Origin of the sequence: Streptomyces sp. T028 (genome assembly GCF_048159505.1) — a bacterium.
Taxonomy (GTDB): Bacteria; Actinomycetota; Actinomycetes; order Streptomycetales; family Streptomycetaceae; genus Streptomyces.
In genome coordinates this window covers 1-15,800 of the sequence record NZ_JBLRVZ010000052.1, presented here as the reverse complement: position 1 = coordinate 15,800, position 15,800 = coordinate 1, and the positions used below count along the sequence as shown (strand labels likewise).

Below are 15,800 nucleotides of genomic sequence, written 5' to 3'. Positions count from 1 at the left end.
TCGCCGTGGCGGTCGCATGGTGCGCGTCACTCGGTCAGGGCCCTGCGCAGGACCGCCGTGAGGGCGACGAGCTGCCGTTGGGAGACATCGGCGGACAGGATCGCCTGGGAACCGTGGAAGGTGCCGGGCCACTGGCGCAGTTCGACGGACACGCCCGCCTGGAGCAGGCGCAGCGCGTAGGCGATGTCGTCGTCGCGGTTCGGGTCGTACTCGGCGGTGGCGATGTAGGCGGGCGGCAGACCGGTCAGGTCGGTGGCGCGGGCCGCGGCGGCGTACGGGGTGGCGGGCGTGCTGCCCAGGTAGTGGCCCCAGGACCGGGTGACGATGGCGCGGTTCACCCAGGGGGTGTCCGTGAAGTGCCGTGCCGACCAGGTCTCCTGGCGGTCGTCGAGCTCCGCCTCGTTGAGCAGTTGGAAGCAGATCGACGGGCCCTGCTCGTCGCGCGCCCGCAGCGCCACCGCGGCGGCGAGTCCCGCGCCGGCGCTGTGTCCGCCGACCGCGATCCGTTCCGGATCGATGCCGAGTTCGGCCGCGTGCGCGGCCGTCCACTCCAGTACGGCGTAGACGTCGTCCAGGGCGGCCGGGTGGGGGTGCTCGGGGGCGAGGCGGTAGTCCACCGCGATCACCGTGGCGCCGGAGTCCCGGGCCAGACGGGCCGCCCACAGGTGTTCGGTGTCCAGGGAGCCCACGACGTATCCGCCGCCGTGGAGCCAGATGACGGCACCCCGGGCGCCGACCGGTCGGTAGACGCGTATCGCCACGTCCGGGTCGGCGGGGACCGTGCGGTCCTCGATCTCCAGGCCCGAGGTGTCCGGTGCGGGCCTGGCGGCGGCCAGCGCGGCGTAGGTCTTGCGGTCGGTGACCGGGTCGGTCAGGTCGGCCTTGGGGAACAGCGGTACGAACGCTTCGAGTTCGGGGTCCAGGTTGTCCATGGCGATCATCCTCACCTCCCGCCGGCACCGGGGTCGTCAGCCGTTCGTCGGGTCTCCCCCGCCGCGGGCGCGCCGCTCGGCGGGTGCCCCGGCCGGCCCGGCGGACCTATCCTCCTGGCCATGGAGGCACTGGCCGAACGGCTGTCACGGCTCGACTCGCACGCCGAGGGAGCGGTCCGTGTCGTGGCGTTCTACGACACGCTGATGCGCCGTCGGGTGGATCTCCCGGCGCTGGTCCGGGCCTCGGCAGGGCTCGCCGAGTGTGTGGCGGGGGTGCGGCTGCACGGTACGGGCACGGTGATCCGTATGTCGCCGGAGGGGCGGGAGGCGTCCGGCCCGCCGTCCGCCGCGTCAAGTACGGCGCCGATCACCCTCGACGAGGAGGAGATCGGCACGGTGTGGCTGGAGCGCCCCGGCCCGCCCGGCTCCCTGGACGACGTGCTGCTGGACCGGCTCGCCCTCGCCGCCGCGGCGGTCGCCGAGCGGTACGGCCCCGCCCGCACCACCATGGCCGACCCGGCCCTCGTCGAGCTGGTGATCAGCGCCGACTGCGACGAGGCGGCCCGCGCACGGGCACTGCGGCTGCTGGGCTTCGCCGCCGGAGCGCCGGTGCACGTCGTCGCCGTACGGTCGCGGCTCCCGCTCGACCGCGTCGGCAGGCTGATCTGCCCGGCCCGTCCGGTGAAGGCGGCGCCCCTCGCCGAGATGGGCGTCGTCCTGGCCGGCGCCGTGGACCCGGCACGTTTCCCGGCGGACGTACGAGCGGGCGTGGGGAGCGCTGCCGCCGCCCCCGAACGGTCCTGGCGGGAAGCCCGCACCGCCCTGCGCTTCACCACCTCGCGTCGGCCGGTCGTCCGGTACGACAGCCTGGGCGCTCTGGCGCTCCTCGCCGAGGTGTCGGAGAACGCCGCGCGGGACAACCCCGACGTGGCCGCGATCGCCCGCATCGCCGACAGCCCGGAGGACCTGGACACCCTCGACGCCTACTGCGCCGCCGGCTCCCTGCGCCGGGCCGCCGACCTCCTCCACCTCCACCACAGCAGCGTCGCCCGCCGCCTCGAACAGATCGGCAGGGCCCTGGACCTCGACCTCACCGAACCCACCGGCCTGCTGCGGGCCAACCTCGCCCTGACCGCCTGGCGGCTGCTCGACACCTGAGATCGACTGGATGACCTCCAAGGAGGAGTAGGACTCCTCGGGGCGTACGACGCCGTGGTCCCCGTCAGCGGATGTCGGCGGCCGGTGGCGCGGTCGTCCCCCGCACCTCGAGCGTCGGCGGCGACAGAACGGTCCGCTTCGGGCGGGACGGGTCCTCGATGCGGTCGAGGAGGTGCTGGGCGGCGCCGCGGCCGACGTCGTGGCCGGCGTTGTCCACCGTGGTGAGCCACAGATGCCGCAGCCGGGACAGGTAGGTGTTGTCGTAGCCGACGAGGGAGAGGTCCCGGGGCACCCGGAGGCCGGACTCCTCGGCCGCGGACAGGGCGCCCACGCAGGCGATGTCGTTGAAGGCGAAGACGGCGGTCGGCCGCCGGGGCGCGCTGAGCAGCCGGACCATGGCCCGGTAGCCGCCCTCCTCCGTCAGGTCGCCCTGCTCCACCGTCGCCTCCGCCGCGAGCCCGTGTTCGCTCATCACCGTCTCGAAGCTGCGCCGGCGCAGTCCCCCGACGACTCCCTGTCCCGCGATGTGCGCGATACGGCGGTGGCCGAGCGCGACGAGGTGCTCGGTGGCCAGCCGCGCGCCGCGCTCGTCGTCGCACGCGACGACGTCGACGCGGGGCAGATCCGGCTCACGGGCGCCCGCCACCACGGTCGGAATGTGGAGGGCCGCGGCACGCAGGGCCTCGGAGGGCGGCAGGGTGCCGACGGCGATGAGTCCGTCGACCCTCAGCTCGGTGAACGTCCGGGTGAGGTCCTCACCGAGGCGGCGGTTGAGACGGCCGTCGGCGAGCAGCACGCGCAGGCCGCTGTCGTGGAGCCGGGAGTTCAGGCCGTCCAGCAACTCCACGAACCAGGGGTTGCGCAGGTCGTTCAGCAGGACGCCGACCGAGCGGGTGCGGCGCTCGCTCAGACTGCGCGCGGCGGCGTTGGGCCGGTAGCCGAGGTCCTCGACGGCGGCCAGCACGGCCTGCCGCTTCTCGGGGCGCACCTGCTCGGAGCCGCGCAGCACCAGTGAGACCAGGGATTTCGACACGCCGGCGCGTTCGGCCACGTCGCGGATCGTCGGAGGTCTCATGGCGTGGACCGTTCCACAGCGCAACCACCTTGTCAAAGGGCAGTCATGGGGTTGACACCTGTGGGTTCGAGCCCCAGGGTGAGCCAGGTCGCCTGTGGAACGGTCCAAAACAAGGGGTGTCATGACAAGCACGCTCGGTGTCGCCGTCGTGGGGTTCGGCTGGATGGGGCGGGTGCACACCCAGGCGTACGCCCGGATCGCGCACCACTATCCGCGGCTGGGGCTGCGTCCGGAGCTGATCCGGGTGGCGGAGGACGTGCCGGGCAGGGCGGAGGAGGCCGCCGCGCAGTTCGGGTTCGCCTCGACCAGCCGGGACTGGCGCGAGGTCGCCGCCGACCCGCGCGTGCGGGCGGTCAGCATCACCGCGCCGAACTTCCTGCACCGGGAGATCGGCGTGGCGATGGCGGAGGCCGGCAAGCACATCTGGATCGAGAAGCCGGTGGGCCTGACCGCCGGGGACGCCGGTGCGGTGGCCGACGCGGTCGCGAAGGCGGGCGTCCAGGGCACGGTCGGCTTCAACTACCGCAACGCGCCCGCCGTCGAGGCCGCGCGTGAGCTGATCGCCTCCGGGGAGATCGGGACGGTCACCCATGTCCGCGTCCGGCTCTTCAGCGACTACGCGGCCCATCCCGAGGGTGCCCTGACCTGGCGCTACGAGCGGGCGCGCGGCGGCAGCGGCGTCCTGGGCGATCTGGCCTCGCACGGTGTCGACCTGGCCCGTTTCCTCCTCGGCGACATCGTCTCGCTCACCGCCGACACCGCGATCTTCGTCCCCGAGCGGGCCCGCCCGACCGGCGCGACGGCCGGCCACACCCGCGCCACCGGCGGCGAACTCGGGCCGGTGGAGAACGAGGACTACGTCAACTGCCTGCTGCGCTTCGCCTCCGGCGCCCGCGGTGTCCTGGAGGCCTGCCGGGTCTCGGTCGGCGAGCAGAACAACTACGGCTTCGAGGTGCACGGCACCAGGGGCGCGGTGTTCTGGGACTTCCGCCGTATGAACGAGCTGGGCGTCAGCCGCGGTACGACGTACCAGGACCAGCCGGTGAGCACGGTGTACGTCGGCCCCGGCGCCGGTGAGTACGGCGCGTTCCAGCCGGGCGCCGCCAACAGCATGGGCTACGACGATCTGAAGGTCGTGGAGGCGTACCGTTTCCTGCGCTCGATCGCCGAGGGCACCCCGTACGGCACGACGCTCACGGACGCGGTGCGCAGCGCCGCCGCGCTGGAGGCGATGACCCGGTCCGCCGAGACGGGAACGTGGGTGGACCTGCCCTGAGAGCCTGCCGCGCGCCGGTGTGGTCGGCGCGGGCACGACGGGGGTGCCCCCACGCGAGCGAAGGCGGCAAGTTGTTCACAGGCCCCCAAGGGCCTGTCGGCTACCCCTCCTTCAGCGGCGCCCGCCACGCCAGTGACGTACCGCCGCCCTCGGGCTCCGTCAGGTCGAAGGTGCCGCCCAGCTGTTCGGCTCGCTCCGCCATGTTGCGCAGCCCGCTGCGCCGGCCGCCGGACGGCACGCCCACGCCGTTGTCCGTGACCGACAGACGTACCTCACGGCCGTCGGTCGTGAGGGCGACCTCGGCGCGGTCGGCGCGGGCGTGGCGGGCGATGTTGGTCAGGGACTCCGAGAGGACGGCCACCAGGTGGTCGGCGACCTCCTTCGGGACGTCGGTGTCGAGGAGTCCCTCCATCCGCACGCTGGGGGCGAAGCCCAGCACCGGGGCCGCCTCGCCGACCGCCCGGACCGCGCGGGCCCGCAGTCCGGTGCCGCCGGCTCCGTCGCGGGTGCGCAGGCCGAAGATCGTCGAGCGGATGATCTTGATCGTCTCGTCGAGGTCGTCGACCGCCCGCACCACGCGCTCGGCGGCCTCGGGATGCTCAATGAAACGGCCCGCGCTCTGCAGGGTCATACCCGTGGCGAAGAGCCGCTGGATCGCGAGGTCGTGCAGGTCGCGGGCGATGCGGTCGCGGTCCGTGAGGACGGCGATCCGCTCGGCGTCCTGCCGGCGCTCCGCCAGCTCCATCGCGATCGCCGCCTGCCCCGCGAAGACCTGGAGGGGCTCGGTCTCCAACTCGGTGAACGGGGAGGTGTGCCCGGACGCCCGGACCAGCAGCACGACACCGCGTACACCGCTGTCCCCCGTGCCCACCGGAACGGCCACCGCCGGGCCGAGCCCCGTCAGACGCAGGGGCCCCGCCGGCATCCGCTCGTCCTCGGTGACGTCCGCGCTGATGACGGCGGCCGCCGTGGCGAACGCCTCGCCGATGAGGTTGCCCTCGACGGGCAGGACGAGACCCCGCAGCGTCTCCGCCTCCTGGCCGAGGGCGAGTTCCACGGTGAGTGAGCCCGTCTCCTCCATGGGCATGGCCACCACGGCCAGCTCCGCCCCCGTGATCTCCCGGGCCCGCTCGGCGATCAGTCCGAGCACCTCGGCCCGGTCGGCCCCCGACATCAGGCTGTGGGTGATCTCGGCGTTCGCCCCCAGCCAGCGCTCCCGCAGCCGGGACTCCGCGTACAGGCGGGCGTTGTCGATGGCCACACCGGCGGCCACGGCCAGCGTGAGCGTGACGGAGACGTCCTCCTCGTCGAACTGGCCGCCGCCGCGCTTCTCCGTCAGGTACAGGTTGCCGAACACCTGGTCACGGACCCGGATCGGGACGCCGAGGAAGGTGTTCATCGGCGGGTGGTGGGGCGGGAAGCCGTACGACGACGGATGCTCGGAGATCCTCGCCAGCCGCAGCGGCTCCGGGTTGCGGATCAGCTCCCCGAGGATGCCGTGGCCCTCCGGGAACGGGCCGATGCGGGCGATCTCCTCCTCGGTGACCCCGACGGTGTGGAACGCCGACAGCCGCCTGCCGTCCGGACCGATCACCCCGAGCGCCGCGTACTCCGCGTCCACCAGCACCGCGGCCGCCTCGACGATGCTGCGCAGCGCCTGCTCCAGATCCAGCTCCCGGCCCACCGAGAGCACCGCTTCCAGCAGGCTGTGCACGCGGTCCCGGGTGCCCCGGGCAGCGTCCAACCGTGCCTGCAGCTCTTCCAGCAGCTCGTCGAGCCTCAGTTGAGGCAGCCGTACCCGGGCATCCTCGGGGCTTCCCACCCGCACTCCTCACCCTGACCATGCCGGACACCCACCGGTCCGATCATGTGCCACGGTAATGCCCGGCGAACCGAGGTGGAACCGGGAGGGCCCGATGACCCGACACGGCTCGCCTTCCGGGCGCGGTGCCGCCGCGCCGCGGATCACCCTGTGTGCTCGTCCGTCCCCGCCCTTCGGGTGATACGGCGTCCGGTGACGGCGTACGGCTGGATACGGACCCACACGTCACGCCGGCCTCCGGCCCACGGGGTGCTGTGCGCCCGCCCCGCGAGGCGCTGCGCCTCACCGAGGTCGGTGACCATGCGCGCGTGACCGCGCACCAGCACGCTCCAGCCCTCGCTGAAGGCGTCGTCGATGCGGTCGACCTCGAAGGCCACCGGGCAGCCGACCGCCAGGTACGGTGTCGCGCCCCGCGCGGTCCGGAAGACGATCATGCCGTCGACGACGCTGTAGTTGACGGGCACGATCACCGGCGCCTGGGCGGTGGGCACAGCGAGCCTGCCCACGCCGTGCGTCGCGAGCAGGTCGCCGCACTCGGTCCTGGTCAGCTCGGTGAACTCGGGCGCGTGTCCGGCCCGCCCCGGACCGGGCGGGAGATCGGCGTCGCCGCCGGTGAGGGCCGACACCGTGGTCTGCAGGACCCCCGCCAGGCTGTGCAGGGTGCCCTGGCCCGGCGCGGCTCCGGGGTGCCGCTCCAGGTGCGCCAGATAGCTGGGGGCCATGCCGGCCCGGGCGGCCGTCTCCCGCAACGACAGTCCGAGCTCGGCGCGCCGTGCGGCGAGCCTGCGGCCCAGGTCACCGGCGGGCGGCCCTTCCGTCACGGGCGCCGATTCCTGTTCGGCCATGGCCGTCACGTCCTCTACGAGCGGGTCAGTTCGTGGGCGATCCCCGCCGCCCAGGTCTCGATCGCGCCGAAGTCCCGGAAGTCGCCGCCCTTTCCGGAGCGCAGGATCATCCCGGCCACCCGGCCCTTGGCGCCCTCTTCCAGACGTCCGCCGAACGTGATGTGCTCCCGGACATCCAGCCGGGCCATCGCCCGCCGCACGCCCCGTACGGGCGGTATGTCCCGCTCGGAGGCCGAGGCGTCCAGCGGGCCGCTGCTGAAGAACCACACCGGGCGCTCGGCCAGCGTCCGGCGGTGGCGCCGGACGAACCGACGGGCGTCCTTGTGCCAGCGTCCGGCGTACAGCGCGCCGCCGACCACCACGGCGTCGTACGACGCCACACTCGCCACGTTCCGCGCCGGGCGCGCCTCGACGGACAGCCCGTCCTTGCTCAGGACGGCGGCCACCGCCTCGGCGATCTCCGCCGTCGAACCGTTGGTCGTCCCGTAGGTGACCAGCACCTTGTCGGCCATGGCGGTTCGCCTCCTTCGTGATCGCTCTCCCTCGGGTCCGACGGCACGCGTCGCACGACACGTCCCGACCCTTCGATCGTCGCGCGGCTCGGCGGGGACGGCATGGGCTGTCCGGGACCGGATCCGGGGCCGGTCGGCCCCCCGCGGCCCCGATGGTCCCGCCCGCATCCCGTGCCGGGTACCGTGCGTCCATGGCCGGCAACAAGGCGGCGGAGCTGCCGCGCAAGGTGTACGAGAAGGAACTGCTGCGTCTGCAGGCGGAGTTGGTGAGGCTCCAGGAGTGGGTGCGGGCGAACGGCACCCGGCTGGTGGTGGTCTTCGAGGGGCGGGACGCGGCCGGCAAGGGCGGCACGATCAAGCGGGTGTCCGAGCATCTGAACCCGCGCGTGGCCCGGATCGCGGCGCTGCCGAAGCCGACCGAGCGCGAGCGCACCCAGTGGTACTTCCAGCGGTACGTCGAGCATCTGCCGGCCGCCGGCGAGATCGTGCTGTTCGACCGGTCCTGGTACAACCGCGCCGGCGTCGAGCACGTGATGGGCTTCTGCACCAAGGAGGAGCACCAGCTCTTCCTCCGCCAGTGCCCGATCTTCGAGCGGATGCTGGTCGAGGACGGCATCCTGCTGCGCAAGTACTGGTTCTCGGTGAGCGACACCGAGCAGCAGGAACGGTTCCGGCGCCGTCTGGAGGACCCGCTGCGACGCTGGAAGCTGTCGCCGATGGACCTGCAGTCCATCACCCACTGGGAGGCTTACTCCCGGGCGAAGGACGAGATGCTGGTCCACACCGACATCTCCGAGGCGCCCTGGTACGTCGTCGAGAGCGACGACAAGCGCAAGGCCCGGCTGAACATGATCGCCCACCTGCTGTCGTCCGTCCCGTACCGCGAGGTGCCGCCGCCCGTCCTGGAGCTGCCGGAACGGCCCGCGTCGACGGGCTACCAGCGCCCGCCGCGCGATCTGCAGACGTACGTCCCCGACCACGCGGCGGGTCTCTGAGAGCCTGTGCCATATCCCCGGCCGGATCAGCGCGCGGCGTCATGGGGGTCCCACCTCTGGGGGAGCGTGCCAGGCGTCGCGCGCCCGGCCGGGGATACGACACAGGCTCTGAGCGCCGCTACGCCGGTTCGGGTACCACGGCGACCGGGCAGGTGGCCCGGTGCAGGACGCCGTGGGCGACCCGGCCGAGCTGGAGCCCCAGGTGCCCGTGGGTGCGCCGGGCGCCGACCACCAGCAGGCCGGCGTCGCGGGAGGCGTCCAGCAGGACGTCACGGGCGGGGCCCTCGACGGTACGGCGGTGCGGCTCGACGTCCGCCGGGATGTCCTGGAGGGCTTCCTCCAGCGCCTCGGCGGCCTGCTCCTCGTACCGGCGCGCGGGATTGCCGGTGAGCAGGGGATGCACCACGTTCTCCTTCGCCGGGCGGCGCCAGGCCCGTACGGCGTCCAGGGGCGCTCTGTGCAGCCTCGCCTCCTGTGCGGCGAAGCGCACCGCCGCCGAGTTCTTGCCCTCCTCGCCGACGCCGACCACGACACGGCCGCGCGTCCCGGCGGCGGAGTGGCTGCCGCGCACCACGATCACCGGGCAGTGCGCGTGCGCGGCCACCGTGAGGCTGACGGACCCGAGGATCATCTCCACGATGCTGCCGCGGCCCTGGGTGCCGACCACCAGCGCGCAGGCGTTGCGTCCCTCCCGCACCAGCACGTACCCGGGTTCCTCGGGCACCACCTCGGCCGAGACCTTCAGGCCGGGCCTGCCCTCGCGGGCCCGGCGGGCCGCCACCGCCACGATGTCGTCGGCGCGGACCTCCTCGGAGGGCTTGTGGTCCCCGGCGAGCGCGGTGCCCTCGTAGCGCTCCCAGAGGGAGGCGTACACGACCCGTAGCGGCACTCCGCGCAGCGCGGCCTCGTCGGCCGCCCAGTCCACGGCGTGCAGTCCGTGCTCGGAGCCGTCCACGCCGACGACCACCGGCAGTTCGTCACCGGCCCGCTCCCACGAGCCGATCACGGTCGTTGCCTTCATCATGGGGTGGACTCCTCGAAATGGCCGGTCAGTCGTGGGGGACGACGGCGACGGGGACGGTGGCGTGGTGCAGGACGGCGTGGGTGACGTGCCCGATGTGGGTGCCGATCGGGTTGCGGCGGGTACGCCGGCCGACGACGACCAGGGAGGCCTCGTGGGAGGCGTCCACGAGATGGACCGCGGGGCTGCCGTAGTGGGTGACCTCGACGATCTCCACGCCCGGGAACCTGGCCCGCCAGGGGCTGAGCACCTTGGCGAGCTCCTCCGCGGCGGTGAGGGCCAGTGCCTCGTGCAGCGCGGGGTTGGCGGGGGTGGCGTAGGCGTAGTACGGGGGCGGGTTCCATGCGTGGACGACCCGCAGCGAGGTCTCCCGGCGCAGGGCCGCGTCGAAGGCGAACTCGATCAGCGTGTCGTCCGGGTGCGCGGTGTCCAGCCCGAGGACCACGGGCCGGAACGGTGTCGCGGCGGACGGGATGCCCGCCGGGTCCGCCTCGTGCTCGTCGGCGGCCTGCTCCAGCGCGCGGACCAGCACCGCCGGGCGCTCGGTGTGCGCGACGACGGCCAGGCCGACCGAGCCGACCATGAAGCCGCCGACCCCGCCGAGACCGCGCGAGCCGAGGACGAGCAGCTCGGCGTCCTTCGCCGCCTCCACGAGCACGTCGCCCGGGTGGCCGTGGAGCTGCTCGGTGATCACCTCGACATCGGGGTGACGCAGGGCGATGCCCTCGGCGGCCTCCCGCGGAATCCGCTCGGTCCAGTGCTGCTGGGTCTCCGTGCCGAGGAGCGGGGCCTGTGCCATCGGCTCGGGCACCGGCTCCCACACGTGGACGAGCTTCAGCGGCAGGCTGCGCAGTGTCGCCTCGCGGGCCGCCCACTCAGCGGCGGCCCGGCTCTCGCTCGAGCCGTCGAGGCCTACGGTGACAGTGCGGAGCATGATCTCCACCTCCTGGGGCAGGGGATCCGATTCCAGAGTTGTTTCTTCGGGGCGGGGGCGGCAAGGGCCACTGGTCCCGGCCGACGGCCGACCGGCCCCGGTGACGGCTTCGCGTCGTCAGTCGTGCGGTACCACGGCGACCGGTGCCGAGGCGTGCTGCAGGACCGCGTGCGTCACCGGGCCGATACGGCCGCCGACCGGGGCGTGGCGCTGCTCGCGGCCCACGACGACCAGCGCGGCGTCCCGTGAGGCGTGGACGAGATGGCGGCCGGCGCCGCCGATGACCGCCTGCTCGCTGATCTCCACGCCGGGGAACTTGTCCCGCCACGGCCGCAGTGCCTCGCTCAGGCCGTTCCGCGCCTCCTGGGCCAGTTCGGCGTTGAGGCCCGAGTCGAGGGCGGCGCCGTAGCCGTAGACGGCCGCGGGGTTCCAGCCGTGGACGACGCGCAGGCCGGACGCGCGGCGGCGGGCGGCCTCGAAGGCGAACTCGAGGACGGCGTCGGCCGGGTTCTCCAGGTCCAGGCCGAGCACGACGTCGCGGTACGGCGTGGTGTCCGAGGCGGCTCCGCCGGCGTCCGGCAGATGCTCGTCCTCGGCCCGCTCACCGGCCCGGACGAGGACCACGGGCCGCTCGGTGCGCGCCACGACGGCGAGGGCGACGGAGCCGACCAGGAAGCCGGTGACCGTGCCGAGGCCACGGGACCCCAGCACCAGCAGGTCGGAGTGCTCGGCGGCGGACAGCAGGGCGGGCACGGCCTCCTGCCGGGTCTCCTCGGCGGTGATCCGCAGATCGGGGCGGCGCAGCGCGAGCCGGGACTCCGTCTCCCGGAGCAGGTGCGCGGCCCATGCGCGCTGCGCGGCGAGCACACCGGGGGCGGAGATGCCGCCGAGCGGCGCGTACACGGGGACCACCGGCTCCTCGGCGTGGACGAGCCGCAGGAGCGCCTCCTGCTGCGCCGCTTCACGGGCGGCCCAGTCCGCGGCGGCGAGACTCTCGGGCGAGCCGTCGAGACCGACGGTGATGACGGGCATGTGCGGACCTCCTTGGGGGATGCATCACCAGTCTCCGGGCGCCGCATCCGCCACAGCAGGGGCCTGAGGTCCTTTCCGAGGGCCGAACGTCCCTACGGAACAGCATCGGTGACGGCCCGTCAGTCCAGTGGGAGGCGGGCGAGGGAGCCCGGCTCGGGGATGTGGATCCAGCCCTCGGTGCGGGCGAGTACGGCGTCCTCGGCGGTGGGCCGGGCAGTGAGGGCCAAGCTGATCGCCCGGGCGGCCAGCGAGGCGACGAGCGCGTCGTAGGCGTCCCGGTCGGCGGCGTACATCCGCCGCGCCTCGTCGGGGAGGTGCAGCCAGGGTGCGGCGGCGGTCAGTTCGTCCACCGTGCCGAGGGTCAGGCCCCACTGGTGCCGGGCGGCGGCAGGGTACACCTCGGCCACCCGGCCGGCTCCCGTGCGGTCCACCGGGTGGCCGAGGCGGGCCAGCCGTGCCTGGAGGCGGGCCCAGCGGGCGGCGACGGAGCCGAGCTTGTCGAAGGAGACCGACAGCGGGAAGCGCGGTGCGTGGCGGGCGACGAGCAGATCGGTGCGCCGGTAGCGCAGGGACCGTAGATCGTCGTCACCCTCGGCGTCACGGCCCGGCCAGTCGGGGTGCGGCGCGGCGTGGGCCGCCATCGCCTCGACGAACGCGACGGGCCAGCCGAACGGGCAGTCCACCCCGGCCCGGTCCCGCTCCCGGAGGGCGGTGAGCAGCTCCAGCAGCCGTTCGTCCGTGCAGCGCAGGATCGGGGGATGGACGACGGCCCGCTCCCCGGACCAGTCGATCACGGAGGCGGCGGTACGACGGGGGCGCGCGGAGAGGTCCACGCCGAGGGTGCGCATGCCGTCAGGATGCCCGGTCTGGCGCCGGGCCGACCGGCCCGGGCGGGGTGCCGGACGGCCCCTGGTCCGCCGGCCGGCACCGGGATCACGCTGGGCGTGGCAGTTCCCGCACACCAGAGCGGGCCCGATCGGATCAGAGCAGAACGAACCAGAACAGAGCAGGCCAGAGCAGACCAGACCGGAGGCACGCCATGATCGACATCCCCGCGCCCAGCATGCTGCGCGCCCTCCCCGCCGAGCACCGCGAGCGGCTCCTGCGGGTCGCCCGCGAGGTGTCCTTCCCGCAGGGGACGCGTCTGTTCGAGGAGGGCGGCCGGGCCGACCGGTTCTGGATCGTCCGTACGGGCACGGTCGACCTCGACCTGCGTGTGCCCGGCCGCCGCCCGGCCGTCATCGAGTCCCTGCGGCACAACGAACTCGTCGGCTGGTCCTGGCTGTTCACCCCCCACGTCTGGCACCTGGGCGCGGAGGCGGCGACGCCGGTACGGGCGTACGAGTTCGACGCCACGGCCGTCCGCACGATGTGCGAGGAGGACCCGGTCCTGGGCCGGGCCGTCGGCCAGTGGGTCGGTGACGTGCTCGCCCACCGGCTGCGCTCCACCCGGACCCGGCTCCTCGACCTGTACGCCCCGTGGGGCGCCGGCCGCGCCGTCTGATCCCGAGACCGAAACCGTCCGCTCACGAACCCGGCGTACCCGGTTCAGTGCGAGCGGGCGACGGCCGGCCGGCGGGTGAGCGCGTGCCGTACGCCGGTCCCGGTGAAGGTGAGTGCCGCCGCCGCGACCACGCCCAGCAGGATCAGACCGATCGCGTACGAGCCGTAGGCGCCGCAGAGGGAGCCCATCACCAGGGGCGGTACGAAGCCGCCGAGGCCGCCGGCGGCGCCCACGATGCCGGTGACCGAGCCGCCCTTGTCGGCCGGGGCCAGCGGTCCCTGTCACCGGGCGGACGGTCCCGGGTGCGGCGCCGGACGTCCCCGATCCGCGTCCCGCGCCCAGAACGGGCCGACCGGCCCTACCCGCGTCCCCCGGCGCGACCGACCATGGAGGGATGGTTCAGAACGATGCCTTTCGCTCACTCGACCGGCAGGAGTGCCTCCGCCTGCTGGCGAAGGTGCCGGTCGGCCGTGTCGTGTACACCCGACACGCGCTGCCCGCGGTCCTCCCGGTCAACTTCACCCTCGACGCGGACGCCTCCGTCGTGCTGCGCACGTCGGCCGCCTCCGACCTGGTCCGCGCGATAGACGGCGTCGTGGTCGCCTTCGAGGCGGACGAGTGGCACGCGGCGACCCAGTCCGGCTGGAGCGTCGTCGTCACGGGGCAGGCGGCCGTGGTGACCGACCCGGCCGAGCACGAGCGCCTGTCCGAGAGCGGTCCCACCTCCTGGATGCCGATCCAGGACGGGGTCTTCGTACGGATCGAGCCGGGGATGGTCACGGGACGCGAGGTGATCGGGGCCCGGGACAGCGCCTGAGCGCGCCGGGGCCCCGCCTGGGTTCCCTTGGGCCACGACCCCTCGGGCCGCCTCTGCCGGGGGGCGGTCAGTGCCCCTTCTCGCGGAGCCGGTCCTGGGCCTGGGTGGCGATCACGGCGGCCTGGATGCGCCGTTCCACGCCGAGCTTGGCGAGCAGCCGGGAGATGTGGTTCTTGACCGTCTTCTCGGCCAGATACAGCCGCTGTCCGATCTGGCGGTTGGTCAGCCCCTCACCGATCAGGGCCAGGATCTCCCGTTCCCGCTCCGTCAGGCCCGGCAGGGCGTCCGGCTCGGGCTCCGGCTCCTGGCCCTGACGCAGCCGGGCCATGAGCCGGGTGGTGGCGCTGGGGTCGAGCAGCGACTGCCCGGCGGCGACCGTACGGACCGCCGAGACGAGATCCGTGCCCTGGATCTGCTTCAGCACATAGCCCGAGGCGCCGGCCATGATCGAGTCGAGCAGCGCCTCCTCGTCGTCGAACGAGGTCAGCATCAGGCAGGCCAGTTCCGGCATGCTCGAACGCAGCTCACGGCACACGGTCACACCGTCGCCGTCCGGCAGCCTTACGTCGAGAACGGCCACCTGCGGGCGCAGCGCGGGCACCCGGACGAGGGCCTGCTCGACCGTGCCCGCCTCGCCGACCACGGTGAGGTCCGGCTCGTCGTTCAGCAGGTCGCGCACCCCGCGCCGCACCACCTCGTGGTCGTCCAGCAGGAAGACCCGGATCGGGCTGTCGGGGCCGGGCCGCTCGCCGTCCGCCATCGAATGCTCCTCGTTCGGTCGTGCCATCTGACTTCCGGGCCGGAGCGCCTTCCCCTCACGAGGGGCGTGACCGGTCGTTGCCCTATGCAGATCTTGCTCCATCCGGGGCCGAAGAGCCAGGGCCGGTCGACCCTACTGCACGAGGGTCCCTGGGCCGAAAGGCGGTCGTGTCCCGCCGTAGGGCCCTGCGGCCGGGATCACCGCCGGGCCGATGCTCCCGAGTCGACGGGGCCATTGGTCCCCCTGTTCGGCCCGGGCACCCGCCCCGACACGCTCCTGGACCGGATCGCGCACTTGCATCCCGGCACGGCGACGCGGAGCGTCGCGACGTCTGGTCCGGGCGCGGGGCGCCCACGGCTGATCAGCCCGGGGCAGTCCTGGCGAACATGTGTGCCCGCGGTCGCTGGTGCGGGTGGCGGTGGCGGTGGCGTAATCGGGGTACAGGTGTGCGTTGTTCGCGCATACGGTCTTGGTGTGCGGGGGCGGAACGCCGGCCGTGACGTGGGTCGGGAAGGGAGGCAGGGCGTATGACAGCCACCGTGGCGATGGAACCGGGCGTGGTCGGCGGGCACGCCCGCTACACCTTCCGGCTCCGGGTGTCCGCCACGGCCCGGGTAGCGCTGGAGGCGGAGTGGGGGCGCTGCCGTTGGATCTGGAACGAGTGCNTCGGGAAGGGAGGCAGGGCGTATGACAGCCACCGTGGCGATGGAACCGGGCGTGGTCGGCGGGCACGCCCGCTACACCTTCCGGCTCCGGGTGTCCGCCACGGCCCGGGTAGCGCTGGAGGCGGAGTGGGGGCGCTGCCGTTGGATCTGGAACGAGTGCGTGGCCAAGTCCAGGGCGGTCCACCTGCACAACAAGACACACCCGCACGACAGGCGGACATGCGGTCCCGCACAGCTCGACAAGATGCTGACCGAGGCCCGCGCCCGCACTCCGTGGCTGGCCCAGGGCTCCTCGGTGCCGCAGCAGCAGATCATCCGCGACTTCGGCAAGTCTCGTACGAAGGCACAGAAGGACATCAGGGACCGGCTGCCGATGCACCGCCGCGCCGGGATGCCCGGGCACAAGAAGAAGCGCGAGGCCCTGCCCACGCTGAACTACACCAAGCGTGGAT

At 73.6% G+C, this 15,800-nt stretch carries 16 protein-coding genes and 1 pseudogene; 6 read left to right on the top strand and 11 right to left on the bottom strand.

Going from position 1 to position 15,800, the window contains the following annotated elements; all coding sequences use genetic code 11:
• Positions 1-26: 26 nt before the first annotated feature.
• Entirely contained in the window at positions 27-941 is a 915-nt protein-coding gene (locus tag ACLZN2_RS40745; RefSeq protein ID WP_416984716.1) for an alpha/beta hydrolase, read from the bottom strand.
• Between the two features lie 111 nt (positions 942-1,052).
• Here ACLZN2_RS40745 and ACLZN2_RS40740 point away from each other — a divergent pair, with 111 nt between their 5' ends.
• Positions 1,053-2,090 (top strand): PucR family transcriptional regulator, encoded by a 1,038-nt coding sequence (locus ACLZN2_RS40740; protein WP_416984715.1) that lies wholly within the window; start codon positions 1,053-1,055, stop codon positions 2,088-2,090.
• A 64-nt stretch (positions 2,091-2,154) separates the two neighbouring features.
• On the opposite strand, the gene ACLZN2_RS40735 is transcribed toward ACLZN2_RS40740, so the two are convergent.
• Entirely contained in the window at positions 2,155-3,165 is a 1,011-nt protein-coding gene (locus tag ACLZN2_RS40735; RefSeq protein ID WP_416984714.1) for a LacI family DNA-binding transcriptional regulator, read from the bottom strand.
• Between the two features lie 121 nt (positions 3,166-3,286).
• Here ACLZN2_RS40735 and ACLZN2_RS40730 point away from each other — a divergent pair, with 121 nt between their 5' ends.
• Complete coding sequence (locus tag ACLZN2_RS40730; protein WP_416984713.1) at positions 3,287-4,441, top strand: Gfo/Idh/MocA family protein; 1,155 nt, start codon at positions 3,287-3,289, stop codon at positions 4,439-4,441.
• Between the two features lie 100 nt (positions 4,442-4,541).
• Here the strand turns inward: ACLZN2_RS40730 and ACLZN2_RS40725 are convergent, their stop codons facing one another.
• From ACLZN2_RS40725 to ACLZN2_RS40715, 3 genes are all read right to left on the bottom strand, one after another.
• Positions 4,542-6,263, bottom strand: coding sequence for a GAF domain-containing protein (locus ACLZN2_RS40725; protein ID WP_416984711.1), 1,722 nt, complete (start codon positions 6,261-6,263; stop codon positions 4,542-4,544).
• 143 nt (positions 6,264-6,406) lie between these two features.
• Positions 6,407-7,108: a helix-turn-helix domain-containing protein gene (locus ACLZN2_RS40720; protein WP_416984710.1), complete on the bottom strand. Its 702-nt coding sequence runs from the start codon at positions 7,106-7,108 to the stop codon at positions 6,407-6,409.
• Between the two features lie 14 nt (positions 7,109-7,122).
• On the bottom strand, positions 7,123-7,620 hold the full coding sequence (locus ACLZN2_RS40715; protein ID WP_416984709.1) for a flavodoxin domain-containing protein: 498 nt from the start codon (positions 7,618-7,620) through the stop codon (positions 7,123-7,125).
• Between the two features lie 191 nt (positions 7,621-7,811).
• Between ACLZN2_RS40715 and ppk2 the strand changes: the two genes are divergently transcribed.
• Positions 7,812-8,615, top strand: coding sequence for a polyphosphate kinase 2 (ppk2, locus tag ACLZN2_RS40710; RefSeq protein ID WP_416984708.1), 804 nt, complete (start codon positions 7,812-7,814; stop codon positions 8,613-8,615).
• 118 nt (positions 8,616-8,733) lie between these two features.
• On the opposite strand, the gene ACLZN2_RS40705 is transcribed toward ppk2, so the two are convergent.
• The 4 genes from ACLZN2_RS40705 to ACLZN2_RS40690 form a co-directional block, all read right to left on the bottom strand.
• Positions 8,734-9,639 carry a universal stress protein gene (locus ACLZN2_RS40705; protein WP_416984707.1) on the bottom strand — a complete coding sequence of 302 codons (906 nt, stop codon included), beginning with the start codon at positions 9,637-9,639 and terminating at the stop codon, positions 8,734-8,736.
• Between the two features lie 25 nt (positions 9,640-9,664).
• Positions 9,665-10,570, bottom strand: a complete 906-nt coding sequence (locus ACLZN2_RS40700; RefSeq protein ID WP_416984705.1) for a universal stress protein — start codon at positions 10,568-10,570, stop codon at positions 9,665-9,667.
• Positions 10,571-10,687: 117 nt separating this feature from the next.
• Positions 10,688-11,602, bottom strand: a complete 915-nt coding sequence (locus ACLZN2_RS40695; protein WP_416984703.1) for a universal stress protein — start codon at positions 11,600-11,602, stop codon at positions 10,688-10,690.
• Between the two features lie 119 nt (positions 11,603-11,721).
• Positions 11,722-12,450, bottom strand: coding sequence for a DUF429 domain-containing protein (locus tag ACLZN2_RS40690; protein WP_416984702.1), 729 nt, complete (start codon positions 12,448-12,450; stop codon positions 11,722-11,724).
• A 191-nt stretch (positions 12,451-12,641) separates the two neighbouring features.
• Between ACLZN2_RS40690 and ACLZN2_RS40685 the strand changes: the two genes are divergently transcribed.
• Positions 12,642-13,106 (top strand): cyclic nucleotide-binding domain-containing protein, encoded by a 465-nt coding sequence (locus ACLZN2_RS40685; protein WP_416984701.1) that lies wholly within the window; start codon positions 12,642-12,644, stop codon positions 13,104-13,106.
• Positions 13,107-13,150: 44 nt separating this feature from the next.
• On the opposite strand, the gene ACLZN2_RS40680 is transcribed toward ACLZN2_RS40685, so the two are convergent.
• Positions 13,151-13,339 (bottom strand): hypothetical protein, encoded by a 189-nt coding sequence (locus ACLZN2_RS40680; protein ID WP_416984700.1) that lies wholly within the window; start codon positions 13,337-13,339, stop codon positions 13,151-13,153.
• 161 nt (positions 13,340-13,500) lie between these two features.
• On the opposite strand from ACLZN2_RS40680, the gene ACLZN2_RS40675 reads away from it, so the two are divergent.
• On the top strand, positions 13,501-13,923 hold the full coding sequence (locus tag ACLZN2_RS40675; protein ID WP_416984698.1) for a pyridoxamine 5'-phosphate oxidase family protein: 423 nt from the start codon (positions 13,501-13,503) through the stop codon (positions 13,921-13,923).
• A gap of 67 nt (positions 13,924-13,990) precedes the next feature.
• Here ACLZN2_RS40675 and ACLZN2_RS40670 read toward each other — a convergent pair whose 3' ends face one another.
• Entirely contained in the window at positions 13,991-14,683 is a 693-nt protein-coding gene (locus ACLZN2_RS40670) for a response regulator (RefSeq protein WP_416984885.1), read from the bottom strand.
• 687 nt (positions 14,684-15,370) lie between these two features.
• On the opposite strand from ACLZN2_RS40670, the pseudogene ACLZN2_RS40665 reads away from it, so the two are divergent.
• Positions 15,371-15,800, top strand: a pseudogene (locus ACLZN2_RS40665) (RNA-guided endonuclease TnpB family protein); the annotation flags it as partial.

Coding starts and splice junctions, on each gene's coding strand:
- ACLZN2_RS40745 (WP_416984716.1), bottom strand. CDS start 941: ATGATCGCCATGGACAACCTGGACCCCGAACTCGAAGCGTTCGTACCG.
- ACLZN2_RS40740 (WP_416984715.1), top strand. CDS start 1,053: ATGGAGGCACTGGCCGAACGGCTGTCACGGCTCGACTCGCACGCCGAG.
- ACLZN2_RS40735 (WP_416984714.1), bottom strand. CDS start 3,165: ATGAGACCTCCGACGATCCGCGACGTGGCCGAACGCGCCGGCGTGTCG.
- ACLZN2_RS40730 (WP_416984713.1), top strand. CDS start 3,287: ATGACAAGCACGCTCGGTGTCGCCGTCGTGGGGTTCGGCTGGATGGGG.
- ACLZN2_RS40720 (WP_416984710.1), bottom strand. CDS start 7,108: ATGGCCGAACAGGAATCGGCGCCCGTGACGGAAGGGCCGCCCGCCGGT.
- ACLZN2_RS40715 (WP_416984709.1), bottom strand. CDS start 7,620: ATGGCCGACAAGGTGCTGGTCACCTACGGGACGACCAACGGTTCGACG.
- ppk2 (WP_416984708.1), top strand. CDS start 7,812: ATGGCCGGCAACAAGGCGGCGGAGCTGCCGCGCAAGGTGTACGAGAAG.
- ACLZN2_RS40705 (WP_416984707.1), bottom strand. CDS start 9,639: ATGATGAAGGCAACGACCGTGATCGGCTCGTGGGAGCGGGCCGGTGAC.
- ACLZN2_RS40700 (WP_416984705.1), bottom strand. CDS start 10,570: ATGCTCCGCACTGTCACCGTAGGCCTCGACGGCTCGAGCGAGAGCCGG.
- ACLZN2_RS40695 (WP_416984703.1), bottom strand. CDS start 11,602: ATGCCCGTCATCACCGTCGGTCTCGACGGCTCGCCCGAGAGTCTCGCC.
- ACLZN2_RS40690 (WP_416984702.1), bottom strand. CDS start 12,450: ATGCGCACCCTCGGCGTGGACCTCTCCGCGCGCCCCCGTCGTACCGCC.
- ACLZN2_RS40685 (WP_416984701.1), top strand. CDS start 12,642: ATGATCGACATCCCCGCGCCCAGCATGCTGCGCGCCCTCCCCGCCGAG.
- ACLZN2_RS40675 (WP_416984698.1), top strand. CDS start 13,501: ATGGTTCAGAACGATGCCTTTCGCTCACTCGACCGGCAGGAGTGCCTC.
- ACLZN2_RS40670 (WP_416984885.1), bottom strand. CDS start 14,683: ATGGCGGACGGCGAGCGGCCCGGCCCCGACAGCCCGATCCGGGTCTTC.